Raw genomic sequence first — 23,245 nt, 5'->3', positions numbered from 1 at the left:
TGCGTTGTGGTGGATTTGTGTTTCCTGACACTCTGTGAAATAGTGCCCGATAGCGTACCGGTGGTGTCGGTTCGTGTATGCAGAGTGTTGTTCAGGAGCAGGCGTGTCTTTTTATTATCCTCAGGTATATCGGACCTTTCTTGATGCACGCTTTACCCTGCCTTCTTTACCTGGAGAGTATCCGGATTGGCACAAGGGGCGTGAGCACTATTATTGCTGGGCCGTTTCAGTTGATTCGCACGAGATCTCCAGTCGCTGGCGGGCAGCACAGCAGCACTACGCTTACTATCTGCGTGAGGATTATCATCATCAACTCCATATAACCGTGGCAGTCTGCGGTTTTTGGCAGCCGAAAGATCTGAGTTTTGCCCACAACGATGATTTTACCCCTGACAAGCTCAATCTTCAGTTAGAGCAACTCAAGGCCTTGATAAACGATATGGGCGCGCGCAATTACCCTGAAGACATATGGAGTCTGAATGTGGGAGGCGTTAACAGCTTTGCGTCAGCCCCGTTTTTGGAAGTGTGGGATGAGCATGGTACTCTCGCTGCGCTGAGAAAGGTGCTACTGCCCAATGGGGATGACTTCCGAACCGAGGCTTACTGCCCTCACATGACTTTGGGGTTGTATCGGGATCGGTTTGAAACGGCTGCCGTGGCAGCAGATTTTACGTCTGCAATTGATACCATGCCGCTCAAACTCAATATGACTTCTCTGGATTTGCTGTCCTATAATGCGCGATCTGTCACTTCACCGCTCAGGCTTGAAAGGCGCATTCAATTGCTGCCGGCATCCGGCAACAGGTAATGGTATTCACTGTGACAAGCGATATAAACAATAAGGTGTTTTGACAACCATGGCAGAGTTGCTGTTTAAGCTGAATGGCGTTCCTGAAGACGAAGCTTATGAAGTAAGGGCTTTACTGGAGGACGCTGGTATTGAGTTTTATGAAACCCATGCCGGAAACTGGGGGGTATCATTGGCGGCGATTTGGTTGCACGATGACAGTCAGCTTGAACAAGCGAAGGTGCTGCTGGAAGAGTATCAACAGCAGCGGTCGCTGAAGGCTCGTGATTACGTCAATGAACACCCGCCGGAGTCATTGCTGAACCGTTGTCTTCGTAATCCACTTCAGACTTTGGCTATCTTATTGGCCGTCGGCTTTATCCTCTACGTTTCTATCGTTCCCTTTCTCTCGGCCTGGGATCATTGATCGAACTCTCGCGCTAACGGCCAACCAGCAGTTCGACAACCCTAACCGCCAATATGAATGGTATGGGCTGCCAGCAGGCTCTTTTACAGCTGAGTGTCGAGAGGTAGCGACGTGGTGTTTTTTATCGCAGTCACCGCCACGTGAGAGTGTATCTCTTGTATGCCCGGCATCTGGGCCAGGAAGGTTCGGACAAACTGTTCATAGTGTCGGATATCTTTGGTTACGATTTTCAGCATATAGTCCATGGTCCCGGTCATGGTGTAGCACTCGGTGACTTCCGGCAGCAGGGACACGGCATGTTCAAACTCTTCCAGCGACTGGCGACCGTGTACGCTCAGTTTGACACTGCAAAAGACCACCACGTCCATGCCCAGCTTTTCCGCGTTGAGTAACGCCACTCGCTTTTGAATATACCCCTCACTCTCCAGTCGGTTGACCCGACGCCAGCAAGGGCTTTGGGAAAGTCCGATACGTTCTGCCAGTTCTGCGGCGGTCAGGCTGGCATCTTCCTGTAGCAGCTTGAGGATTTTGAGATCCGGGCCAGTGATTTTTTCTTGCATGATTATTCCAAAATAAGTCAGTTTCTGGGTGTATATATTCACTATAGACCCTGTAGCCCGCAAGAAAACAAAAAAATACCTCCCCCTCTCTATTAGAATTTTGTGTGTGAGAGCTGACTGGCCGGTCGGGCCACTTGAGCCTATCGTTACATTCAGCAGCCTTCTCTCATGACAATAAATTTATAAGGCAGAGCCGCGAACACCGAGTGTGTAGCCTGGCAGGAGAAAACCTATGTCAGAAGTGAAATTGGGCGACAATTCAAGTCGTGAATCCAAAGTGACAAGCATTGGACTGGACGACAAGTATCGTCTGGCTTCCGGTCGGGCCTATATGACCGGGATCGAGGCGCTGGTGCGCCTGCCCATGCTGCAGCACCAGCGGGATATGGCTCGCGGATTGAATACAGCGGGTTATATTTCCGGCTACCGTGGCTCCCCGATCGGCGGACTGGATCAGGCACTGTGGAAGGCCAAAAACTATCTTGAACCGCACAATATTGTTTTCAATCCCGGCGTCAATGAAGACCTGGCCATGACCGCTGTCTGGGGGTCGCAGCAGGTCAACCTTTTCGAGGGGGCCAAATACGATGGCGTTTTCGGAATGTGGTACGGCAAAGGACCGGGGCTGGATCGCTCCATGGATGTTCTGAAACACGCCAATGCCTTCGGCACTTCCCGTTATGGCGGTGTCCTCGCTGTGGTCGGGGATGATCACGCCTGCAAGTCATCAACACTGCCGCATCAGTGTGAGCATTCTTTTATGGCCGCCTCTGCACCGGTGCTGGCGCCATCCAACGTACAGGAAATTCTGGATCTGGGCATCTTTGGCTGGGAGTTGTCCCGCTACAGTGGTTGCTGGGTAGGCCTCAAGGCCATTACCGAGAATATGGACTCGGCCATCTCTGCGGATATTGACCCGGATCGGGTTCGCATTGTCATTCCTGAAGCCTTTGAAATGCCCGAAGGTGGACTTCACGCCCGCTGGCCAGACAAGCCTCTGGAGCAGGAAGCGCGGCTGAATCAATACAAAATCTACGCCGCGCGGGAATTTGCCCGGGTTAATAAACTTAACTACATCACCCATGATACCCCTACGCCGCATTTGGGCGTCATCACTTCCGGCAAGGCCTACCTCGATGTCTTGCAAGCCCTGGATGATCTGGGGATTGATGAAGCCATGGCCTCATCCATCGGCCTCAGGGTGTTTAAAGTGGGTATGCCCTGGCCTCTGGAACCGGTCAGTACGCACGAATTCGCCAAGGGGCTGACCGAAATTCTGGTAGTGGAAGAGAAGCGTTCGGTCATCGAAGATCAACTGACTGGACAGCTTTACAACTGGCCGGTGCATGAGCGTCCCCGAGTTGTGGGCGAGTATGATGAGCATGGCGAAACCCTGCTGACCAATTTGGGTGAGCTGACTCCCGCCATGGTCGCCCGGGCGATAGCGGCACGACTCAAACCCTTTTACCGCAGTGATGATATCGATCGTCGACTGACGTTTCTGGAACACAAGGAGCAATCACTGGCTCGTCCCAGAGAGTTGATTGAGCGCTCACCTCACTACTGCTCCGGTTGTCCTCACAACACCTCGACCAAAGTGCCTGAAGGTTCCAGGGCTCTGGCGGGTATTGGTTGTCACTACATGGTGACCTGGATGGATCGGGAAACCTATACCTTCACGCAAATGGGAGGCGAAGGGGCGACCTGGCTGGGACAGGCACCGTTTACTGAAACCAAACACGTTTTTCAAAATCTGGGGGATGGAACCTATTTTCATTCCGGACTGTTAGCCATTCGGGCGGCGGTCGCCTCCGGAGCCAACATCACTTACAAAATTCTCTACAACGATGCGGTGGCCATGACCGGTGGCCAACCGGTGGACGGCTCTTTAACCGTTGCCCAGATTATTGAGCAGCTGCGTGGCGAAGGCATTACCCGTATTGCCGTCGTCACTGACGAGCCGGATAAATACCCGGCAGACTTTCCTGAATTTGATGGTCTGACCATTGATCATCGTCACCGTCTGGACACGATTCAAAAAGCCATGCGGGAGATAAAAGGTACCACCGTCATTATTTATGACCAGACCTGCGCCGCAGAGAAACGTCGCCGTCGCAAAAAAGGTGAATTTCCCGATCCTGCAAAACGAGTGGTGATCAACAGTGACGTGTGTGAAGGCTGTGGTGATTGCGGTGAAATTTCCAATTGTCTGTCGGTATTGCCGAAAGAAACGGAGTTGGGGCGCAAGCGAACCATTGATCAAAGTGCCTGCAATAAAGATTACTCCTGTGTAGAGGGTTTCTGTCCCAGTTTTGTCACGGTGCACGGTGGTCAGCTGAGCAAGCAGCGCAGTTCCGTCACCCAGTCTCTGGATATGTCCTTACCCGATCCGGTGTTGCCTTCTCTCGACAAGCCCTGGAATGTGGTGATGACCGGAATTGGTGGCACGGGGGTGTTGACCATCAGCTCGATTTTGGGCATGGCTGCCCACCTGCAGGGTAAAGGGTGTTCGGTATTGAACCTCACCGGTCTGGCCCAAAAATTTGGCGCTGTAGTGTCCCATGTACGCATCGGTCGGGAGCAGAGTGATATTCATGCGGTCAGGGTGCCGGCAGGCGATGCGCATTTGTTACTGGGTTGTGATCTGGTGGTTGCTGCCGGTGAAGAAGCGCTGGCGAAAGTGAACCAGACGCTCTCCTACGCCATCATCAATGATTACGAATCACCGACAGCCGCGTTTACCCGTGACCCCGATGTGCGTTTTCCTAAAGTCGCCATGAAAAAAGCCATTGCGGCCGAAGTGGGCGAAGAGAAAACACATTTTATCAATGCCAGCCAGTTGGCCGTGGAATTAATGGGAGATGCCATCGGCGGTAACCTGTTTCTGCTTGGTTTCGCCTATCAGAAAGGCTTGATACCGGTTGATGCCACTGCGATTGAACAGTCGATCGAACTGAATGGTGTTGCGGTTGAGTTTAATAAACAGGCATTTCTGTGGGGGCGCCGTGCAGCCCACGACGAAAAAGCCGTGTTGTCCCTGTTGCCTGAGCACAAGCCGCCATTCCAGCCGCTTAAAAATACCGATGATGTGATTCAGTTTCGCAGGGAGTATCTGACTCGCTACCAAAACGCCAAATACGCCACGCGTTATCAGAAATTCGTGGAGCAGTGTCGCGATGCGGCAACACGGGAAAATATTGAAGCGGAGGCGGTGGATAGTTTCACTCAGGCGGTGGCCAAAAGTTATTTCAAACTGCTGGCGATAAAAGACGAATACGAAGTGGCAAGACTCTTCACAGAAACCGGGTTTAAGGAAAAAATCAAAAAACAGTTTGAGTCTAATGCGGAAGGTGACTATGAGCTGCACTTTCATTTGGCACCACCCATCTTTTCCAGAATTGATCCGGATACCGGGCGTCCACAAAAGAAAGAGTTTGGTTCCTGGATGATGAATGTATTTTCCGTGCTGGCAAAATTGAAGTTCCTGCGTGGCACCCCGCTGGATATTTTTTCTTACACCAAAGAGAGAAAACTGGAGGTTTCCTTAATCGCAGAGTTTGAAGAGTTGATGAAGCGGGAAATTCTGCCTAATCTCAAAAAAGACAATGTTGAAACGGCGACTGAATGGGTTGCCCTGATTGAAAAAGTCCGGGGCTTTGGTCCCGTTAAAGAAAAGTCGGTTGAACAATGGCGCCACAAGCGCAACGAAGTTCTGGATCGCTTTTACGGCAGTGAAGCCTCAGCGGTTCATGTTGTTGACCTTGATCAGGTCGTATAGCGGGGCAGTCTCAGCCCCAATTGCCTCACAAGGGCTTACTGAGGAGTTTGACTATGAGTGTGTTTGAACATCGGTCGTTTGATGCGCACGAGCACGTGGCTTTCTGCCACGACAAAAAAAGTGGCCTTAAAGCGATTATCGCCATTCACAATAGTCATCTGGGAAATGCGCTGGGTGGCTGTCGAATGTTTGATTACCGCTGCGATGATGAAGCCATCAATGATGTGTTGAGGCTATCACGTGGCATGACCTATAAATCGGCTGCCGCCAACTTGCCACTGGGTGGTGGTAAATCCGTGATTCTGGGAAATCCGAGACACTATAAAACGGAAGAGCTGCTAAGGGCCATGGGGCGTTTTATCGACTCTCTGGGAGGACGCTATGTGGCTGCCGAAGATTCCGGCATTAACGAGGCGGATATGCGCATTATGGGGCAGGAAACCGCACACGTTGCTGGTTTCTCTGCTCAGGCGGGAGAGCGCGGAGATCCGTCACCGGCCACAGCCTATGGTGTTTTTATTGGCTTGAAGATCGCTGTGGAACAGCGCTATAAAACCACGGATCTCAAAGGTATGAGAGTCGCCGTGCAAGGTGTGGGTAATGTGGGCTATCGTCTGGCTGAGATGCTGGCCAGAGAAGGGGCAGAACTGTGGGTCAGCGACTTGTATAAAGAGAACGCTGAGCGGGCGGCCAAAGAGTTAGGTGCTCATGTGGTGGATCCCGATCAGATTTTTTCCTTGCCGGTAGAGGTCATTGCACCCTGTGCATTGGGGTCAACTGTTGATGATATTGTGCTCAGCCAATTGCAGGCCGGTGTTATTGCCGGGTCAGCCAATAATCAATTGGCCCATGATGATCTGGGCGCGGCGTTAAAAGCCAGGGATGTCTTGTATACGCCCGATTATGTCATCAACTCCGGTGGCATTATTGATGTCTACTACCAGCGTCAGGGGTTGCCTTACGCCCGGGCGCACAAACACATTACCCAGACAATTACCGAAACCTTGCAGGAAATTTTTCAGCGTTCAGCCTCAACAGGCGAAGCGACTAATGTGATTGCCGACAAGGTTGCCCGTCGTCGTTTTGATCCGGACTTCTCTTCTGTGGACTGTGTTGCCTGATTCAAATTCCCGGCTTCAAAACAGCCGGGAGACCCTGAGTTAATCACTTCACATCATCGAGAGGCTTAAATCGTCAGGCCGGTTTTTTGATCAAGTTTTTATCATCCCATAATGCATCCCTGTCATTGATGGTATGGCGCGGCCATTGTCAGTTGGGCTGGTTCGTCATCAGTGAAGGGGCACGCGGTTGTAAATCAAAAGAAGTTAAGATAAGTTACCGGTCGATTAAAAGTGATTTTAACAAGCGATAAAGGGAACTTACTGGTGAAACGTCTTAAATTATTACTCCTTTCTTTAACGGTTGTGCTGTCTGGTTGTGTGGTGGGAACACGCAATGTGGATGTGTCAGCACCGGCCTTCGAAACTGACAAAACCGCTTCGGGCTCTGTTTATCTGGGTGAGATTCTGGATAAGCGCGTCTTCGAACAGGCACCCAGTGATCCGTCAACGCCCTCGGTGGATGGTCAGTTAAGCAGCACCTCTCCAGAGACACTGGCCACATTAATCGGCAGACAGAGAAACGGCTTTGGCAAGGCCATGGGAGACGTGGCCTTGCCCGAAGGCGGTACGGTTGATCAGGAGGTTCGCGATCTGATAACTCTGGGCCTGGAAAGTCGTGGCTATCAGGTTGTAGACGATGCGAATGTCCGCCCCAGGATCAGCGTCGATGTTGAAAAGTTCTGGGCCTGGTTTACACCGGGTATGTGGGCAATCAGTTTTGAATCCAACCTGTTGTGCAAAGTCAATGTCGAAACAGAAAACGGCACACAAACATTCAAAGTGAGTGGCTACGGTCTGAACAAAGGGCAGGTTGCCAGTGACGCCAACTGGCAGCTGGCCTATGAAAGAGCCTTTGCTGATTTTCTGAAAAACATGGATAACATGATGGATGCCAAGGGTTTGTAGTTGTAACCTGATTCCTGATGATCAAAAAGGGAAGGCCTGTGCCTTCCCTTTTTTATGTGTTCGTGCTCTCTGAGGTTTCTGTGGATATCCTCCAGTGAAGTGGAAATGAGAAAACTGTCTATACTCAACAGATGTCGGAAGTATCTGTTGTCCGGTCTGTCATCTCGTTTTGTTTTTCAGGATAGTAAGGAGAGTACAATGAACTTGAGAAAAAGCATGATTCCAAAAGCCATGTTTGTATCCGTTTGCCTGTTGCCCGCATTGGCTCTGGCTGATCTTAAACCCGACATTCTGGATTGTGATCCGAAGAAAGCCGCCAGAAATGCAGCAATGGATGCAACAATCGGTGTCAGTGGCAAGTGTGATGGCCAGAAGGTTGCGGAAAATGCTAAAGAGGATGCCAAGGATCGTATTGACGATAAAAAGGACGATATCGCAGATAAAAAAGAGAGCCTGGGCGATAAAAAAGAAGACCTTATGGACTCCAAGAAACATTCAAAAGATCATGACGAGAAAAAACTGTTTAAAGACTAGTCATAATTTCTTGAAACTGTCTATCTGAAGTCACTGGCTGGCAGGTGGAAAACTGTTTGCTATGAATAGAGTGTGCCGTCAGTCAGATGACTCTCTGAAAACGGAAAGACAATGCTGCTATCGACTTGTTGGAGTGTATGACCGTTGTTCTCCTGAGTTTGATCCACATGAATAACCTGCAGCAGATGACGGATTATATTTAATCTCGCCCGTTTTTTATTGTTGGCGTTAACAATATACCAGGGCGTTTTGTCTGTGTGGGTTCTGCTCAGCATTTCATCCCGGGCTTTTGAATAGTCGTCCCACTGATCCTGAGCAAGCTGATCAATGGGGCTGATTTTCCATTGTTTTAATGGATTGGTGCGCCGATCTTCCAGCCGTTTATGTTGTTCTGGTTTGGATATGTCCAGATAGTATTTAACGATCTGAATGCCGGATTCCATGAGCATCTGTTCAAATGTCGGCACTGTGTGAAGAAATCGCTGATATTCATGTTCGGTACAGAAGCCCATCACCGGTTCAACACCTGCGCGGTTGTACCAGCTGCGATTAAATAGCACCATTTCACCGCGGCTGGGCAAGTAGTCGGTATAGCGCTGGAAATACCAGGAGTTTTTGTCCCTTTCGGTAGGTTTGTTTAACGCCACAACGCGGATGTCTCGTGGGCTGAGATGTTCAGTGATACGCTTGATGGCCCCGTCTTTACCCGCCGAGTCGCGACCTTCAAAGATAATCAATAATTGCAGCTCATTGCGAATAATATGGCTTTGGAGATGCACGAGCTTGATTTGCAGATCGTGCATCAGTTTTTTGTAATGGATGAGGTCGGGGTGATCTGTGTTCATGCCAGGCCTGAAATATTGAGTTGAAGTATAAGTTTAGGTCTGAGTGAAAAATTGTCCAAAATACCCGTGGATTTTTATTGAGCTTGGGCGTTTTTAAAATCCTGGATTGAAGAATTGAAGAATTGAAGAATTGAAGAATTGAAGAATTGAAGAATTGAAGGCCAGTGTTGAGCGCAGGCTATTTGTCGGAAAGAAAGGAGAAGATGATTACAGGAACAGGCCAGTGGCTGTTTGTTGCCACTGGCCCTGATGAGCCTCTAGCTGGCCATACGGCTGAAAAGTTCGTATGGGTCTGTTGGCAGACGAATGGATTGAGGTTCCATTTGTTCGGCCATTGAGAGTTTTTCGTCGGAAATTATGCATTTGATCGTCGGTGTACGGGCAAAAGCCACCGAAACAGGAACGCCCATCAGTCCGCTGTAGCATTTGGAGAGATGTGACGCATCGGAAAATCCGGCCAGTGTTGTGGCTTCTGGAATGGTTTTGCCTGCCATGACACAGGTAATAAAATTGGTCAGGCGGTACCACAATCTGTGTTTGCGAATCGGAGCTCCGATATTTTTTCTAAACAGTTTGATCAGTCCGGACTCGGACATGTTAATTTCTTTGGCAAGCTCCTTTACTGACAGGTTTTCTGATGCAGTCTCGCGAATCCGTTGAACCACATGCTCGATCCGTGGATCGATTTTAAGTTCAGAACGACGCTCTCCGTAAGGACCATAAATCAATTCTTCCAGACAGGCTTGCGCGGTGTCGAAATCCGGTTCTTGATCGCGAAGCTCAATTAAGTTTTGAATCAGGTGGTCCTGGTGTGAATGATGGCAATAAATTCCACTGGGTGTTGGCTGCATCATTCCTTTAAGCGCCGCGAAGTCCGGCTTTGCGGCATCCAGATAGAAAGCCGAAGATACGGCATCGCGATTATCAATGGTGATTTTGCTTCCTGCCGGAATCAGCAGGCTTTTGGCGGAAATCCAGTTTTCGTGGCCGTTGGCTCGAAAGCGTACTTGGCCTGACAGGCAAATAAGAAACCAGGAATTACCGGCGTGAATCTCGCGCAGTGGTGCACGGGATCGACCCAGGTATAAAGAGCGTTTGTCGCTGATGTAAAAAACCGGAAGGGGTTCATTACTCATAATTACCTCACTGAAACCGTTGTTATTGTCATTTTTGGCAGTCTTAATATGGCATGCTGGATATTAAAATCAACCGTATTAATTTCAGTGATAGCACTATATTCCAGGCTAAAGTATGAAGCACTGAATGAGAGCGTTCAGTGGCATCAGAGAGGCGGTGGTTTGAGAGGCGGGGGTCAAAAAGGGCAGGACAGGTTACAGCAGCCCTCTTGGGGCTGGCTGGAACCTGTAAAGCATGATGTCGGAGCAGTACGGATATCTAAATGTCTTAGCTGGCCTTGGCCATGGCCAGCCGGGCAAAATACTCTCTGGGATCCACTGGCAGGCGCTCGGATTTGGGTTCCATTTGTTCAGCGCGTGCCAGGTTCTCATCCGAGATGACACATTTGATGGTTGGGGTTCGGGCAAAGGCGATGGAAACGGGGACACCCATTAAGCTGCTGTAACACTTGGATAAATGAGACGCGTCCGAAAATCCGGCCAGGGTCGTCGCCTGCGGGATACTTTTGCCTGCCATCACAAAGGTGATGAAGTTGATGAGACGGCACCATAGGCGATGTTTGCGAATCGGCGCGCCGACGTTTTTTCTGAACAGCTTGATCAACCCTGACTCGGACATACCGACTTCTTTGGCCAGTTGTTTTACCGAGAGATTCTCCGCGGATGTATCGCGAATACGCTGAATCACATGTTCGATGCGCGGATCGGCTTTCAGGTCGTTCCGCCGTTCTCCGAGTGGCCCGTAGATCAGCTCTTCCACACAGGCCTGTGCGGTGTCAAAGTCAGGTTCTTTCTCTCGTAAGTCAAGCAGCTGCTTTATCAGCTGCTCTTCATGGGTGTGGTGGCAATAAACACCACTGGGTGTGGGCTGCATGAAGCTTTTTAATGCTGCAAAATCAGGTTTTGCCGGATCTAAATGGATGGCGACGGACACTGAGTTGCGATTATCAATGGTGATCTGTGTGCCTGCGGAAGCCAACAGGCTTTTTGCTGTGATCCATTCATCGTGGCCGTTGGCTCGAAACCGAAGCTGGCCCTGCAAACAGATTGCAAACCAGGGGTTGCCGGAGTGGATCTCTCGCAAAGGCGCCGGCGAGCGGCCCAAATACAAGGATCGCTTGTCGTTGATATAGAAAACGGGAAGTGCCTGTTCGCTCATCTCGGTATCACCTTTCAAGCTTCTGTTATTGTCATTTTTGGTGGTTGCCTAATATGGCATGGCGAATATTAAAATCAACTGTATTTATTTCAGTGATACCACTATCCATCAGACTAAAGTATGGGGGCGTTGTTATCGCTTGGTCGCCTCCGCTGAGGTCCGTTTGAGCAGTGCCGCCTCCACTTCATCGGCCCAGTTGAGCCAGGATTGCTCCCCCAAAATGCCTCGGCGCAGCGTCAAATAGGGTAGCTGCAAGGTTTTCTGTTCGGCGGCAGGGCTGGCCAGGTACTCGGCTTCAATGGCGAGAAACGTGTTCAGGGTGTTTTGATGGCGCGTCCGGTGATGGGCAATTTCTGCCTGCAGCTGTTCGGGTGAGACGAGTTCACCGGCGTAGAGTTTCACCAGCAGGGCGTCGTTCACTTTGTTGGGTTTGACCGGTTGGGACATCCACTTCAGCAATTCTTCATGACCGGTTTCGGTAATGCTGTAGACCTTGCGGTCGGGCTTGTCGGTCTGACTTTCCACCTCAAACTCGATCAGCTGTTCAGCGTGCATTTTCTTCAATTGCTGATAAATCTGCTGATGGCTGGCATTCCAGAAATAGCCCAGTCGGGCCTGAAAGCGTTTCAGCAGGTCATAGCCACTGCCCTCTTCGGCTTCCAGCAGAGCCAGAACTGCGTGTTTGAGAGACACAAAATCTCCTAGCGGGTGTGAGTGATAAAAACTTGAGTATAACGGGTTATATGCAATTTATTGCATATCGGGTGGTCGCAGTCTAGTCTTATGCAACAAGTTGCATATGGTTTCTGTTGATTGATATGCCTGGTGAGTTGAGCCGTTTTTGGCGTACCTGAGGAGGTATCTGTGACCACTCCCATCATTATCCTGTGTTTGTTAATACTGCCGGCGTTGGTCGCAGTGTTGGTGTCTGTGATTCGCGGGAAACCGTTACCGGCTTCTCTTGCGGAATTTCATCCCTGTGCCTGTTGGGGGCTGGGCGTTGCGTTCCTGTTTTTTTCAATGGGACACGTGGTGCAGACTGCCGGTATGATCGAAATGCTGCCTCCCTGGATGCCCTGGCGGGAATCGCTGGTCTACGCCACAGGAGCGTTAGAGATGGCCATTGGTCTGGCGTTATTTATCCCGCGATGGCAGCTGTTGGCTGCAAAATTGGCTGCGGTGGTATTGATCGTGTTCTTTCCCGCCAATGTGTATGCTGCTCTCAACAGCGTCGGCCTCGGCGGCCACCAGTGGGGACCGGTTTACCTGCTGATTCGGGGGCCTTTGCAACTGTTGTTGCTGGGCTGGACCTGGTTTTTGTGTATCGCAGCTGCGGATGTAAAACCCTTGAAGAACTCGTGAATCATCAGAGCCTATGAGGGACGCTCTTTCTGGAAAAGGATTTACCATGACTATTGCCGCTGAAGCCAATTTGGCCACCTCTTCTGAATCACCCCTGCTGGACATGCCGGGTCATAACGTTCCCGATGGCCTTCAGCAAAAAGCTGGCAAGGCGCTTCGTCCTCAGGTCCGCACCGGTAAACGCTATCGACCCGGTCGGGCGGCAGATCATTACGATGTGGTCGTGGTGGGTTCCGGTATTGGCGGGCTGGCAAACGCTGCGCTGCTGTCTCTGTTGGGTAAAAAAGTCTGCGTGCTGGAACAGCACTACACCGCGGGCGGGTTTACTCACGCCTATGAGCGCGAGGGCTACGAGTGGGATGTGGGGGTTCACTACATCGGCGAGGTGCATTTGGAGCACTCGCCCATGCGCCGGCTGTTTGATGTGGTCAGTGAAGGTCGGCTGCGCTGGAGTGAAATGGACCCGGTGTACGACCGCATCATGGTGGGAGACGACAGCGTCGATTTCGTCGCCGGGCGTCTGCATTTTATCGCCGAACTGGTGAAAAAATTTCCGCAGGATGAAGCCGCTATTCGAAGCTATGTGGCTCTGGTGCAGGATGTCAGTGCCAAGGTCTCCAGATTTTTTGCCGCCCAGGCCATGCCTCGCTGGATGGCGCGACTCTACAATGGGCTGCGGCCCTGGTTTCTGCGCAAAGAGTATTTTCAATCTACCCGCGAGGTGCTGGAAAACCTGACGGACAACCAGTCACTCATTTCTGTGCTTACCGGCCAGTGGGGGGACTATGGCCAGGTGCCCAGAGACTCCGCTTTTTTGATGCACGCCTTGCTGGTCAGACACTATTTATCCGGTGGCGCCTATCCGGAGGGCGGTGCCTCATCCATTGCCCGCAGTATTATTCCCACCATCGAGTCCCGTGGCGGTGATGTTTTCACCTACGCCAAAGTGGAGCGGGTTCTGGTCCGGGACAATTGCGCTTACGGTGTGCTTATGGCCGATGGCAGCAAAGTGACCGCCGATCAGGTGGTCAGCAATGTGGGCTTGATGAATACCGTGAACCATTTATTGCCTGAGATCAGTCGCCGCCAGCATCGTACCCACGAGTGGACTCGGCGGGTGGAGCGCTCCAGCGCTTCCCTGTGCTTGTACGCCGGTTTTCAGGGGGATGCCGAGACGCTGGGGCTGGATACCACCAATTTGTGGATTTATCCCAGTGGTGATCACGAGGGCAACCTCGATCGTTTTATGGCTGATGAGAAGGCTGAGTTTCCGCTTGTTTATATTTCTTTTCCCTCCAGCAAGGATCCGCAGTGGGAGCGCCGTTACCCCGGCAAGTCCACGGTAGAAATTGTCACCATTTCAACCATGGATCACTTTGAGCGCTGGCGTGGCAGTCAGTGGCAGCAGCGGGGTGAAGGTTATGAAGAATACAAGGAACAGTTGTCACAGAGACTGCTGGAGGTGTTGTTCAAACACCGGCCACAATTGCGTCAGGCTCTCGATTACTACGAGTTGTCATCCCCCCTGTCGACCCAGTTTTACCAGCAGAGTGAGCGCGGTGAAATCTACGGACTGGGGCACTTTGTGGAGCGCTTTCAGCAGCCGTTTTTGCATCCGGAAATGCCGGTGAAAAATCTGTACCTGACGGGCGTTGATGTGATGACGGCCGGAGTGGGGGGCGGATTGATGGGCGGAATGCTGACGACCATGCGCATGCTGGGGTTGCGACACATGGGCAAGGTGAGGTCACTGCTGAAAAATTACAAGCCAGTCGTACCGGATCAGTGATGGCTGGTTTGATGCAAAAAAAGAGGGCACTCTCTCCCGGTCGATGCCAGCTGCCGGTCGAGGAGGTAGATACCGCATGAGCCGGCGACGAAAGGTCTGAAATGAGAGAGACCCTACACGAAATCGGATTGCACGAAATCGAATTGACCCGGAGTCCAGCACCGGATCAAAGAGGAGTTAACTGACTTTAGTGCTCTTCGCCGTGATCGGTGTGGCTGTCCAGCCAGATCAATAACAGCCCTCCGGCCAAGCCTGCCACCAGAATGGCTGCCATACTGAGGGTTGCGCCAAGAGTTCCAACCAATACATGTTCGACCATGACCTTCTCCTGTTCTGTCGATAATGATGTGCAGGTATATCCGAGTTGCTTGCAGCGGGTTGATAACGAGTTGATGGCTACAGATTACCTGCAGGAAGAAAAAATCAGTTGATGCATATCAAGTGTAGTGGAGATTGACACCAGAGCTTCCGGGGAGAAGGTATCCGGAGGGACTCTGGCGTCAGTTTTTAAGGCGGGTGGTTTAGAACGTCAGTCGGATACCGGCCGTCACGCCGCGACCGGCTTCGGGGGCCACTTCCCGCAAAAACGAGGTCGAGTGACGGATATCCTCGTCGAGCAGGTTATCTGCCCGGATAAAGACCAGGCTGCCTGCGGGTCCCAGTTCCAGAGGGACACTGACCTGTGCGTCCAGTCGGGTGTAGCCGTCGGTGGATTCTTCGCCGTCACCGCTGCGATTCTGTGAACCCGCTTCGATAACCTGCAGAGAGCCATACCAGCCCGGCTGGTTGAACGTCAGTTCGGCGCCAACACGATGGGGGGGGATGCGAGGCACATCGCCGCCGCGATCAAATTTGGCGCGCACCGCATCCGCGAACAGGCGCAGGCTGAAATTCTGGCTGAGATTCAGGTTGGTCTCGATCTCGGCACCGTGAAAGTCGGCATCCTGTTGCTGGTATTGATAGACCAACAGCTCGGAGTCGTGGTCTTCGACGCCCGTGTTCTGCTGATAGATATAATCCGCAATCTGGTTGTAGAACAGATTGATTTTCAGATTGCTGACCAGACCGTTACCTGCAGGCTCCCACTCGTAGCCGAGATCCAGGTTGCGGCTGGTTTCGTTATCCAGATCGGCGTCGCCCAGGTCGTAAGTCTGGGTGGCAATATGGGCGCCGTCTGAAAGCAGTTCTTCCATGCTGGGCGCGCGTTCGGCGTAGCTGTAAATGGCGCTGAAATGATGGTTTTCAGTCAGGTTCCAGTGGTAGCCCAGTGACACGCTGCCGGCATTGTGGTCAATGGCGTCGTTGGGGATGGGACTGCCGGTGCGGGAGCTGTCCGGATCCACGCTTTGATGCTCATAGCGAAGCCCCAGTTCAACCCACTGGCTGTCCCAGTGCTTTTCTTCGATCCAGAACAAACCGGTGTTCTGGATATTGGTCATCCGCGGAATAAAGGCTTCTTCGCCCTCGGCGCCATAGTCGCGATCCTGATGTTGCAGGCCGAAAGCCCCCTGCCAGCCGTAGACGGGGTTGTGTACCAGTTCGATCCGGCTCTCCCAGGCTTTGCTGGTGAAGGTGGTGCCCTTCTCGCCGTTTTCCAGTTCGATGTGCTGGTAGTCGTTGTGAGCCATGCGCACCAGCAGGCGTTCAAAGCCGGGCAGGGGCTCGTGCAGTTCGCCTTTCAGGTCGTAGCGGGTTTGCTGCATGTCGATGCGGACGCTCTCTTCGCCGTGCTCTTCGGGCTCGTCGTGATGATCATGGTCATCGTGATCATCGTGGCCTTCTTCGTGGGCGTGAGCGCCTGCAGGTATGCCGTACAGGTTGTTCTGATGATTCACGCTCAATCCCAGAAAGCCCCGCTCGCCGACCCAGGAACCACCAACCGTGTAAGCATCGGCGCGGGCATTGGTATTGGGGATGAAGCCGTGACCGCCCTCGTCGTGATCTTCCTGATTGCTGTAACCGGGAACTTCCACGTCATTGCTGTCGCGATACAGGCCGTCCACGTGCCAGGCGAAAGCGCCGGCTCCGCCGTCCAGCCGGAAAACACTGGCTGACTCATCATTAACGCTGTTGTAGCGGGTTTCCAGCGCGCCGCTGACACCCTCGGCCTGACGGGAGGGGATTCGGCCATCGATCACATTGACCACACCACCGATCGCGCCACTGCCGAAACGCAAGGTCGAAGGGCCGCGCAGGATCTCGATCTGATCAGCCAGCAGAGGCTCGGTTGTGTTGGCGTGATCGGCGCTGGTATTGGATGCGTCCAGGGTATCCAGGTTGTCCTGCATGACTTTCACCCGGTTGGCGCTCTGGCCGCGAATGATCGGGTTGCCCACCCCCGGGCCAAAGGAGGCCGAGCTGACACCTACCTGACCGGTGAGGGTATCTGCCAGGGTTGCCGAGGCATTGCGTCGCAGGTCATCGCCGTTGAGCACGGCAACCGGACGAGCGTTATCGCTGTGCAGATTGTGAATGGGCGAGACACTGACAATCACTTCTTCCAGTTTGTCGGAAGCCTTGTGACTGTGCGGCTTGTTGTACTTTGATGCTTGCGGACCCTGTTGATCAGCGTAGGCATTCAGGCTCAGTGAGGCATTGGCGGTCATGATAATGGCGGCCAGGGGCAAAAGACGAAAGGTCATGGAACTCTCCAGTGAATCTCATCGGCGTGTGGGGCACAGGTTCGCACGCCTGTACGTCACAGCGGACACACCGATGTCGTTAATACGTGTTCAATACGGCTTTCAGCCGCAAAGGTATTGAGGGCGCTAAGCGGAGCTTTACGCCAGTAACGAAGCGGGAGACATCACTGGGGGCGCGCGGATAGCGCTGAATCGAAAGAAGTCGGGAGTATGGTGGGTGTTTATCGGGGTAGTGGGGGCGATGGCCACCAATACCGGCAGGCCAGGCAGGGCATGACTGCCGTGCAGGGCATTGAAATGGGAGTGGTGCAGACACAGGGTGCAATCGGTAACGCTGTGCTCATCCCGGTGTTCGTGCGCGTTGGTGACCAGCTGCGCGAGCACCACCAGCAACAGCAGAAGCGGTAGCCAGCGTTTGGTGAATTGGATGGTGTGTGTCGAAAGCATAGCGATATTGGCTGATGCCTGAACCTGTAAAATCAATAATGTTATATAGTTACATTTGAGGTGTGTAGAGCGCAAGCTCAAATTGATCGAAAGTGTGATTCACAATCCATAATGGCCTTCTATCACCGCTTCTGAGGCATAGGAAATGATCATTGGAGCGGGCTATGGGAACAATAGGAGGCCGATAGTAGGCCAAGAGGCTCGGAGCGGGGTATAATCCGCGGCTCGATACCGGCAGCTGGTTGTTGAACCCTCAGAGGGGCAGTCAGACACGCCGATTTTCACGAATGACCGGAGATCAATATGGCGGAACGTACCGCATCCGTGAGCCGCGATACGCTCGAAACCCAAATTACTGTGACAGCCAACCTTGATGGCAAGGGCTCAGGCAACTTTGATACCGGTGTGCCTTTTCTTGAGCACATGATGGATCAGATTGCCCGTCACGGATTGATTGATCTCGATATCACCTGCAAAGGCGATACCCATATTGACGATCACCACACCGTGGAAGATATCGGCATCACCCTGGGACAGGCTGTGGCGCAGGCGCTGGGCGACAAGAAAGGCATCCGTCGCTACGGTCACGCCTATGTCCCTCTGGATGAAGCCCTTTCGAGGGTGGTGATTGATTTTTCCGGGCGTCCTGAACTGATTATGGACGTGCCCTTCACCCAAAAGCGTGTGGGCCAGTTTGATACTGAGCTGTTCTGGGAGTTTTTCCAGGGCTTCGTCAACCACGCTCAGGTGACATTGCACATCGATTGCCTGCGTGGCCACAATGCGCACCACCAGATTGAGACTGTCTTTAAGGCCTTTGGCCGGGCTCTGCGCATGGCGCTGGAGCTGGATCCGCGCATGGCCGGAATGATGCCGTCCACCAAAGGGACACTGTAAGTCAATTGACAGATCCCGAGCCCGGCCGGTGGTAACACCGCTCGGGTTTTCAGATAGCTAAAATACAGAGAAGCAGTATGTCGACGAATCGCATTGCCGTGATTGACTATGGAATGGGCAATCTTCACTCCGTGGCCAGTGCTCTGGAGCATGTGGCGCCGGAAGCGCAAGTGACCATAACCTCCGAGCGGGCGGTGATTGAACAGGCTGATCGTGTGATTTTCCCCGGTGTGGGTGCGATCCGCGATTGTATGGCGGAAATCCGCAACTCCGGTTTTGATGCCCTGGTGCCGGAAGTGATTGCCAGTGGCAAGCCCGTGTTGGGCATATGCGTCGGAATGCAGGCCCTGATGGATCACAGCGAAGAGAATAACGGCGTGGAATGTCTGGGCCAGTTGCCGGGCACGGTGAAGTTTTTCGGTAAAAACCTGCTCGATGAGCAGGGTGAACATCTGAAAGTGCCGCACATGGGCTGGAACCAGGTATCCCAGCTGACCGATCACCCGCTGTGGCAGGGGATTGAAAACGGCAGTCGTTTTTACTTCGTGCACAGTTTTTACGTGCAGGCAGAGAAGCGTGAACAGGTGGTGGGCCGTTGTCACTATGGACTCGATTTTGACGTGGCGCTCAGCGATCGCAACCTGTTTGCAGTGCAGTTCCACCCGGAAAAAAGCCACACCGCAGGTCTGCAGTTGCTGAAGAACTTCGTCAACTGGAACGGGCGGGTGTAACGTCCTGCCCCAAGTCCTCTGATCCGCAATCGGAACCCATTTTTCGGAACAAAGTTATGGCTCTCGCAAAACGTATTATCCCCTGCCTCGACGTAGACAATGGTCGCGTGGTGAAGGGCGTGAATTTTGTCGGCATACGCGACGCCGGTGATCCGGTGGAGATCGCCAAGCGCTACAACGAACAGGGCGCAGATGAAATTACTTTCCTCGACATTACCGCCACCCATGAAGGCCGCGATACCACCGTACACACGGTGGAGCAGATTGCATCGGAAGTGTTTATCCCGCTGACGGTTGGCGGTGGCATTCGCACCATCGACGATATCCGTACCATGCTCAATGCCGGTGCTGATAAAGTCAGCATTAACTCGGCGGCGGTACACAACCCGGATTTTGTGCGTCAGGCTTCAGACCGTTTCGGTGCCCAGTGCATTGTGGTGGCGATTGATGCCAAGCGAGTCAGTGCCGACGGCGAGCCCGGTCGCTGGGAAATCTTTACCCACGGCGGTCGCAAACCCACCGGGATTGATGCTGTCGCCTGGGCCGCCAAGATGGCCGACTATGGTGCCGGTGAAATTCTGCTCACCAGCATGGATCGGGACGGCACCAAAAACGGTTTTGATCTGGGGGTGACCCGTGCCATCAGCGATGCGGTACCGGTGCCCGTGATTGCCTCGGGTGGTGTGGGTAACCTGCAGCATCTGGTGGATGGTGTGAAAGAGGGGCGTGCCGATGCGGTATTGGCGGCGAGTATCTTCCACTTCGGCGAGTACTCTGTGCCCGAGGCCAAGGCCTTTATGCAGCAGCAGGGTGTTGAAGTCAGGCTGTAAGTGTTACGCGCGCCGGACTGGCCGGTGCGCGTAAGCCAGCGCTCGATCATCACTTCAGGGTGAAAACCGGCGTTTTATGCCACGTGGCGTCCGTATTGCTCCAGTGTCGATGGGAAATCGGGATCACTGGTAAAAATAAACTCAATGAAGTCGGAACAGCCGGTTATGGCGTCATCCTCGCTGTCAAAGGGGCCGATATCGACGCCCTCGCGGGTGGTGTAATACCAGTACTCGTCTTTTTTGAAAAAGCGATCATTTCTTTCGGGTGGTCTTCCTGTCTCACCCTGACGTAAAGCCTTCATCTTTTACCTCCTTATATCACCGTTACAGAATCTCTTACCACTGTGAAAACTGGCGCGTGTAATATTCAACGCGAGAGCGTGACACTCTGAAAAACCATTTACGCGCCAACGGATGCCGGAACTTTACCGCCTGAAGCGTAAAGGTCAAGCGCCCTTCTGTGCCTTCCTTGCCCGAAGATAGCTCTAAGAAACACCATCATCATACTGTTCGGGAACTGGGGCAACTCGTGACACCTTTTTGCTGGCCATTTGTATTAACTGGCTGCCGGTAAATGGGCGGGGTCGATGCCCTTTGGCCGTTGTCCTGATTGTTATTTTAATTATAGATCGTGTTTTGCGAAGGCAATTTCTCTGAGGCCTGAGTCGATGGCTTCTGTGACCCAGTCCTCGATAAGAGCCGAGAAACTGGCACCAGATTAATTCCCTGGCGGGAAAGCCGGGGTACAGCCTGGTTGAGATAGGCGAGCGTTTCCGGATAGGGGTGGCCAATGGCGATGGCGCTGCCATGTTGTTGGGCCAGTTGAATCAGGGTGTCGAACTGGCGGCCGATGGCTTCGGGGGTGCGAATGTTGTCGAGGAACACATCCCGCTTGCGGGTGGGTACCCGGTTGGCCTCCGCAGTTTGCAGGGCAACACTCCCGGCGCTGGTGCGACTGTCGATAAAAAATAATTCTTTTTGCGCCAGCGTGGCCATTAGCCACTGCATCGGTTGAGCGTGTTGTGTCAATTCGCTGCCCATGTGGTTGTTGAGCCCCCGCACATGGGGAATCGAGGCCAGATTGTCCATCAGGGTGGTTTCAAATTCCTGCTGGCTCATGTCTTCGGTCAGACCGCCGGTGTCGAGCTTGCGGTGCTGAACCGTGCTCATGGGGACGTGCAGCATGATTTCCTTGCCCTGCTGATGTCCGAGATCCGCCAGTTCAACACCGTGTGGGCTGTGCGGCAACACGGCGAGAGTCAACGCGCCGGGCAGGCTGGCGGCTTCCCGGCCGTAGGGCAGACTGTAACCCACGTCGTCAATAATAATGGCAACTTGAATGGCGCTGCTGTGATCGCTGGGCGATGCAGGCTCCGGCAGTTCGATGGTTGATGCTTTGGGTTGCGGTGGCTTGGGCAGCTGCTCTTGCTGGGCTGGCACAGGCTGAGAGAACCGTGCGCTGGGCAGTTCCCGGGGCTGGGTGCTGAATTCAGGTGTGCCGGGCTTGCCGAGTGTGGCTTTCCAGAGGGAGTGGCCGAACAGTGCCAGACACAGTGCCAGAGCGGTGTAGAGAAATAGTGTGGTCAGTTGTTTCAATAGAGGCTCTCGCGTTGATCGTGAGTGCTGTGTCAGTCAGCCCGGTCAGACAGGATTGCCGCAACCGTTGGGGCAAGTGTCAGGCGATCATAGCACAGCACACACGTCCACTTTGAGAGATCAGTCCTCTTCCGCAACCGTATCTTCCAGTGCGGCAACGGTCTTGGCCGGACGCGGCAGATGGTTGCCAAACAGGTTGAGTCCCTTCAACAGATTCAGGGCCTCAAACACCTGATTGTCTTCCGCGAACAAATCGTCTTTTTTACGCTGGGCGTCGGCGCGGGACTTGCTGTCCTGAGCCTTGCCGCCGTTGGCGTTGTCCAGTCGGCCCTGTAAGTCGGCTTCAGTAACGTGGAGGCCCCCGGATCTGAGAGCCGTGACCTGGGCGCGGTCAACTTCGATGTCGGGGATAATCCCCTGAGCCTGAATGGAGCGGCCGTTGGGCGTGAAGTAGAGTGCGGTGGTGAGCTTGATGGCACGGTCTTCACCCAGAGGGATTACGGTCTGTACCGAGCCCTTGCCGAAGCTCTGGGTCCCGAGAATTACGGCGCGTCGATGATCCTGAAGGGCGCCAGCGACAATCTCCGAGGCCGACGCCGAGCCGTCATTGATGAGCACGACGATGGGCAGGCCGTGGGTCAGGTCACCGGGCTTGGCTTTGTACTGCAGGTCGGCATTACTGACACGGCCTTCGGTGTAGACAATCAGACCGTCTTCGAGAAAGGCGTCCGCCACTTCCACCGAGGCCTGCAGAACCCCGCCGGGATTGTTGCGCAGATCCAGAATCAGTCCTTTCAGATCCGGATCTTCTTTCTCCAGTTTCTGGATGGCCTTGACAGTATCTTTGCCGGTATTTACCTGAAACTGGGCAATGCGCAGGTAACCGTAGCCCTCTTCAATGATCTTGGAGCGCACGCTCTGTACCGTGATGGTGTCGCGTGTCAGTTCCAGATCGAAGGGTTGTTCAACGCCTTCGCGGACAATGGTCAGAGTGATTTTGCTGCCTTTGGGACCGCGCATCAGGTCGACCGCGTCATTGAGGTTCATGCCTTTAACGGGTTTTTCATCCAGCTTGATGATCAGGTCGCCGGCCTGAACACCGGCTTTGGCCGCCGGGGTGTCATCAATGGGAGAGATCACCCGTACGTAGCCGTTCTCCAGTCCTACCTCAATGCCGAGACCGCCGAATTCACCGGTGGTGTTCATCTGCAAGTCGCCAAACGAGCTGGCGCCGAGATAGGCCGAGTGCGGGTCCAGTTCGGACAGCATGCCTTTGATGGCGTATTCCAGCAGGGTGCTGTCCTCCACCTTTTCCACATAGCCCTGGCGAATGTGTTCGTAGACCTTGGTAAAGGTGCGCAGGTCATCCAGTGGCAGCAGCCCCTGAGCCTCGCTGTCCGCAGCGCTGGAGGCCTCGGGGGCTGGCGGGACTGCGGGGGCCTCATCCGCCAGAGCCACGGGGCTGGTCAGACTGGCGACGGCGATCATCAGCGCCAGAGGGCGAAAGAGTGAAGTTAAAGGCATGTTGTACTCCAAATGGCTGGACGAGGCTCTGTCATGGGGTGCGGAGGGGCCGGTTGAGGGATCCTGATCACGATGACCGAGAGGTGTCTGTAACTTGCTGATTTAATGACGAATTACCAATATATACTGAGTCGGTTAATGGCTGCACCTGTCTTTATTGTAGACGGTTCGCCG

Annotated in this window: 22 protein-coding genes; 11 read left to right on the top strand and 11 right to left on the bottom strand. The window is 53.2% G+C overall.

Annotated features, from left to right (window positions below; genetic code table 11):
- The first annotated feature begins 103 nt into the window (after positions 1-103).
- Together KOI40_RS01280 and KOI40_RS01275 are read left to right on the top strand one after the other, a co-directional pair.
- Complete coding sequence (locus KOI40_RS01280; protein WP_216095621.1) at positions 104-808, top strand: 2'-5' RNA ligase family protein; 705 nt, start codon at positions 104-106, stop codon at positions 806-808.
- A gap of 49 nt (positions 809-857) precedes the next feature.
- Positions 858-1,214, top strand: coding sequence for a DUF6164 family protein (locus tag KOI40_RS01275; protein ID WP_216095619.1), 357 nt, complete (start codon positions 858-860; stop codon positions 1,212-1,214).
- An 83-nt stretch (positions 1,215-1,297) separates the two neighbouring features.
- Here the strand turns inward: KOI40_RS01275 and KOI40_RS01270 are convergent, their stop codons facing one another.
- Positions 1,298-1,774 (bottom strand): Lrp/AsnC family transcriptional regulator, encoded by a 477-nt coding sequence (locus tag KOI40_RS01270; protein WP_216095618.1) that lies wholly within the window; start codon positions 1,772-1,774, stop codon positions 1,298-1,300.
- Between the two features lie 232 nt (positions 1,775-2,006).
- Between KOI40_RS01270 and KOI40_RS01265 the strand changes: the two genes are divergently transcribed.
- The 4 genes from KOI40_RS01265 (at position 2,007) to KOI40_RS01250 (ending at position 8,113) form a co-directional block, all read left to right on the top strand.
- The gene (locus KOI40_RS01265; protein ID WP_216095616.1) at positions 2,007-5,552 is read left to right on the top strand and encodes an indolepyruvate ferredoxin oxidoreductase family protein; all 3,546 of its coding nucleotides are present in this window, start codon (positions 2,007-2,009) and stop codon (positions 5,550-5,552) included.
- Between the two features lie 53 nt (positions 5,553-5,605).
- Entirely contained in the window at positions 5,606-6,673 is a 1,068-nt protein-coding gene (locus tag KOI40_RS01260; RefSeq protein WP_216095614.1) for a Glu/Leu/Phe/Val family dehydrogenase, read from the top strand.
- A 264-nt stretch (positions 6,674-6,937) separates the two neighbouring features.
- A complete protein-coding gene (locus KOI40_RS18805) occupies positions 6,938-7,579 on the top strand; it encodes a YajG family lipoprotein (RefSeq protein WP_216095613.1) in 642 nt (213 codons plus the stop codon).
- Positions 7,580-7,777: 198 nt separating this feature from the next.
- Positions 7,778-8,113, top strand: coding sequence for a hypothetical protein (locus KOI40_RS01250; RefSeq protein WP_216095612.1), 336 nt, complete (start codon positions 7,778-7,780; stop codon positions 8,111-8,113).
- Between the two features lie 59 nt (positions 8,114-8,172).
- Here KOI40_RS01250 and ppk2 read toward each other — a convergent pair whose 3' ends face one another.
- The 4 genes from ppk2 to KOI40_RS01230 all read right to left on the bottom strand — a co-directional run bounded on the left by ppk2 (position 8,173) and on the right by KOI40_RS01230 (position 11,946).
- Complete coding sequence (ppk2, locus tag KOI40_RS01245; RefSeq protein WP_216095611.1) at positions 8,173-8,958, bottom strand: polyphosphate kinase 2; 786 nt, start codon at positions 8,956-8,958, stop codon at positions 8,173-8,175.
- 257 nt (positions 8,959-9,215) lie between these two features.
- Positions 9,216-10,094, bottom strand: a complete 879-nt coding sequence (locus KOI40_RS01240; protein ID WP_216095609.1) for a helix-turn-helix domain-containing protein — start codon at positions 10,092-10,094, stop codon at positions 9,216-9,218.
- A 268-nt stretch (positions 10,095-10,362) separates the two neighbouring features.
- A complete protein-coding gene (locus tag KOI40_RS01235) occupies positions 10,363-11,253 on the bottom strand; it encodes a helix-turn-helix domain-containing protein (protein WP_216095608.1) in 891 nt (296 codons plus the stop codon).
- 132 nt (positions 11,254-11,385) lie between these two features.
- Positions 11,386-11,946 (bottom strand): PadR family transcriptional regulator, encoded by a 561-nt coding sequence (locus tag KOI40_RS01230; protein WP_216095606.1) that lies wholly within the window; start codon positions 11,944-11,946, stop codon positions 11,386-11,388.
- A gap of 171 nt (positions 11,947-12,117) precedes the next feature.
- On the opposite strand from KOI40_RS01230, the gene KOI40_RS01225 reads away from it, so the two are divergent.
- The gene (locus tag KOI40_RS01225; RefSeq protein WP_216095604.1) at positions 12,118-12,615 is read left to right on the top strand and encodes a DoxX family protein; all 498 of its coding nucleotides are present in this window, start codon (positions 12,118-12,120) and stop codon (positions 12,613-12,615) included.
- Positions 12,616-12,661: 46 nt separating this feature from the next.
- Positions 12,662-14,404, top strand: a complete 1,743-nt coding sequence (locus KOI40_RS01220; RefSeq protein WP_233709865.1) for a phytoene desaturase family protein — start codon at positions 12,662-12,664, stop codon at positions 14,402-14,404.
- A gap of 187 nt (positions 14,405-14,591) precedes the next feature.
- Here KOI40_RS01220 and KOI40_RS18560 read toward each other — a convergent pair whose 3' ends face one another.
- The 3 genes from KOI40_RS18560 to KOI40_RS01210 all read right to left on the bottom strand — a co-directional run bounded on the left by KOI40_RS18560 (position 14,592) and on the right by KOI40_RS01210 (position 17,493).
- Positions 14,592-14,723, bottom strand: a complete 132-nt coding sequence (locus tag KOI40_RS18560) for a hypothetical protein (RefSeq protein WP_255568198.1) — start codon at positions 14,721-14,723, stop codon at positions 14,592-14,594.
- A gap of 202 nt (positions 14,724-14,925) precedes the next feature.
- Entirely contained in the window at positions 14,926-17,046 is a 2,121-nt protein-coding gene (locus KOI40_RS01215) for a TonB-dependent receptor (RefSeq protein WP_216095603.1), read from the bottom strand.
- A 138-nt stretch (positions 17,047-17,184) separates the two neighbouring features.
- Positions 17,185-17,493 (bottom strand): hypothetical protein, encoded by a 309-nt coding sequence (locus KOI40_RS01210; protein WP_216095601.1) that lies wholly within the window; start codon positions 17,491-17,493, stop codon positions 17,185-17,187.
- A 303-nt stretch (positions 17,494-17,796) separates the two neighbouring features.
- On the opposite strand from KOI40_RS01210, the gene hisB reads away from it, so the two are divergent.
- From hisB to hisF, 3 genes are all read left to right on the top strand, one after another.
- Complete coding sequence (hisB, locus tag KOI40_RS01205) at positions 17,797-18,390, top strand: imidazoleglycerol-phosphate dehydratase HisB (protein WP_216095600.1); 594 nt, start codon at positions 17,797-17,799, stop codon at positions 18,388-18,390.
- 77 nt (positions 18,391-18,467) lie between these two features.
- Positions 18,468-19,121: an imidazole glycerol phosphate synthase subunit HisH gene (gene hisH / locus KOI40_RS01200; RefSeq protein ID WP_216095599.1), complete on the top strand. Its 654-nt coding sequence runs from the start codon at positions 18,468-18,470 to the stop codon at positions 19,119-19,121.
- Between the two features lie 56 nt (positions 19,122-19,177).
- Positions 19,178-19,951, top strand: a complete 774-nt coding sequence (gene hisF / locus KOI40_RS01195) for an imidazole glycerol phosphate synthase subunit HisF (RefSeq protein WP_216095598.1) — start codon at positions 19,178-19,180, stop codon at positions 19,949-19,951.
- Positions 19,952-20,025: 74 nt separating this feature from the next.
- On the opposite strand, the gene KOI40_RS01190 is transcribed toward hisF, so the two are convergent.
- The 3 genes from KOI40_RS01190 to KOI40_RS01180 all read right to left on the bottom strand — a co-directional run bounded on the left by KOI40_RS01190 (position 20,026) and on the right by KOI40_RS01180 (position 23,071).
- Entirely contained in the window at positions 20,026-20,253 is a 228-nt protein-coding gene (locus KOI40_RS01190; protein WP_216095595.1) for a DUF6316 family protein, read from the bottom strand.
- Between the two features lie 316 nt (positions 20,254-20,569).
- Positions 20,570-21,547 (bottom strand): divergent polysaccharide deacetylase family protein, encoded by a 978-nt coding sequence (locus KOI40_RS01185; protein ID WP_216095593.1) that lies wholly within the window; start codon positions 21,545-21,547, stop codon positions 20,570-20,572.
- A 120-nt stretch (positions 21,548-21,667) separates the two neighbouring features.
- Complete coding sequence (locus KOI40_RS01180; protein ID WP_216095592.1) at positions 21,668-23,071, bottom strand: S41 family peptidase; 1,404 nt, start codon at positions 23,069-23,071, stop codon at positions 21,668-21,670.
- Positions 23,072-23,245: the final 174 nt, after the last annotated feature.

Source organism: Pseudomaricurvus albidus (genome assembly GCF_018863235.1).
In the GTDB taxonomy this organism is placed as follows: Bacteria; Pseudomonadota; Gammaproteobacteria; order Pseudomonadales; family Cellvibrionaceae; genus Pseudomaricurvus; species Pseudomaricurvus albidus.
Note: the sequence above shows the minus strand (reverse complement) of the source record. Positions and strands in the feature narration are given on the sequence as shown.

What these genes read in the sequence shown, in the direction of transcription:
- KOI40_RS01275 (WP_216095619.1), top strand. Translation starts at nt 858, where the DNA reads ATGGCAGAGTTGCTGTTTAAGCTGAATGGCGTTCCTGAAGACGAAGCT.
- KOI40_RS01270 (WP_216095618.1), bottom strand. Translation starts at nt 1,774, where the DNA reads ATGCAAGAAAAAATCACTGGCCCGGATCTCAAAATCCTCAAGCTGCTA.
- KOI40_RS01265 (WP_216095616.1), top strand. Translation starts at nt 2,007, where the DNA reads ATGTCAGAAGTGAAATTGGGCGACAATTCAAGTCGTGAATCCAAAGTG.
- KOI40_RS01260 (WP_216095614.1), top strand. Translation starts at nt 5,606, where the DNA reads ATGAGTGTGTTTGAACATCGGTCGTTTGATGCGCACGAGCACGTGGCT.
- KOI40_RS01250 (WP_216095612.1), top strand. Translation starts at nt 7,778, where the DNA reads ATGAACTTGAGAAAAAGCATGATTCCAAAAGCCATGTTTGTATCCGTT.
- ppk2 (WP_216095611.1), bottom strand. Translation starts at nt 8,958, where the DNA reads ATGAACACAGATCACCCCGACCTCATCCATTACAAAAAACTGATGCAC.
- KOI40_RS01240 (WP_216095609.1), bottom strand. Translation starts at nt 10,094, where the DNA reads ATGAGTAATGAACCCCTTCCGGTTTTTTACATCAGCGACAAACGCTCT.
- KOI40_RS01235 (WP_216095608.1), bottom strand. Translation starts at nt 11,253, where the DNA reads ATGAGCGAACAGGCACTTCCCGTTTTCTATATCAACGACAAGCGATCC.
- KOI40_RS01220 (WP_233709865.1), top strand. Translation starts at nt 12,662, where the DNA reads ATGACTATTGCCGCTGAAGCCAATTTGGCCACCTCTTCTGAATCACCC.
- KOI40_RS18560 (WP_255568198.1), bottom strand. Translation starts at nt 14,723, where the DNA reads ATGGTCGAACATGTATTGGTTGGAACTCTTGGCGCAACCCTCAGTATG.
- KOI40_RS01215 (WP_216095603.1), bottom strand. Translation starts at nt 17,046, where the DNA reads ATGACCTTTCGTCTTTTGCCCCTGGCCGCCATTATCATGACCGCCAAT.
- KOI40_RS01210 (WP_216095601.1), bottom strand. Translation starts at nt 17,493, where the DNA reads ATGCTTTCGACACACACCATCCAATTCACCAAACGCTGGCTACCGCTT.
- hisB (WP_216095600.1), top strand. Translation starts at nt 17,797, where the DNA reads ATGGCGGAACGTACCGCATCCGTGAGCCGCGATACGCTCGAAACCCAA.
- hisH (WP_216095599.1), top strand. Translation starts at nt 18,468, where the DNA reads ATGTCGACGAATCGCATTGCCGTGATTGACTATGGAATGGGCAATCTT.
- hisF (WP_216095598.1), top strand. Translation starts at nt 19,178, where the DNA reads ATGGCTCTCGCAAAACGTATTATCCCCTGCCTCGACGTAGACAATGGT.
- KOI40_RS01190 (WP_216095595.1), bottom strand. Translation starts at nt 20,253, where the DNA reads ATGAAGGCTTTACGTCAGGGTGAGACAGGAAGACCACCCGAAAGAAAT.
- KOI40_RS01180 (WP_216095592.1), bottom strand. Translation starts at nt 23,071, where the DNA reads ATGCCTTTAACTTCACTCTTTCGCCCTCTGGCGCTGATGATCGCCGTC.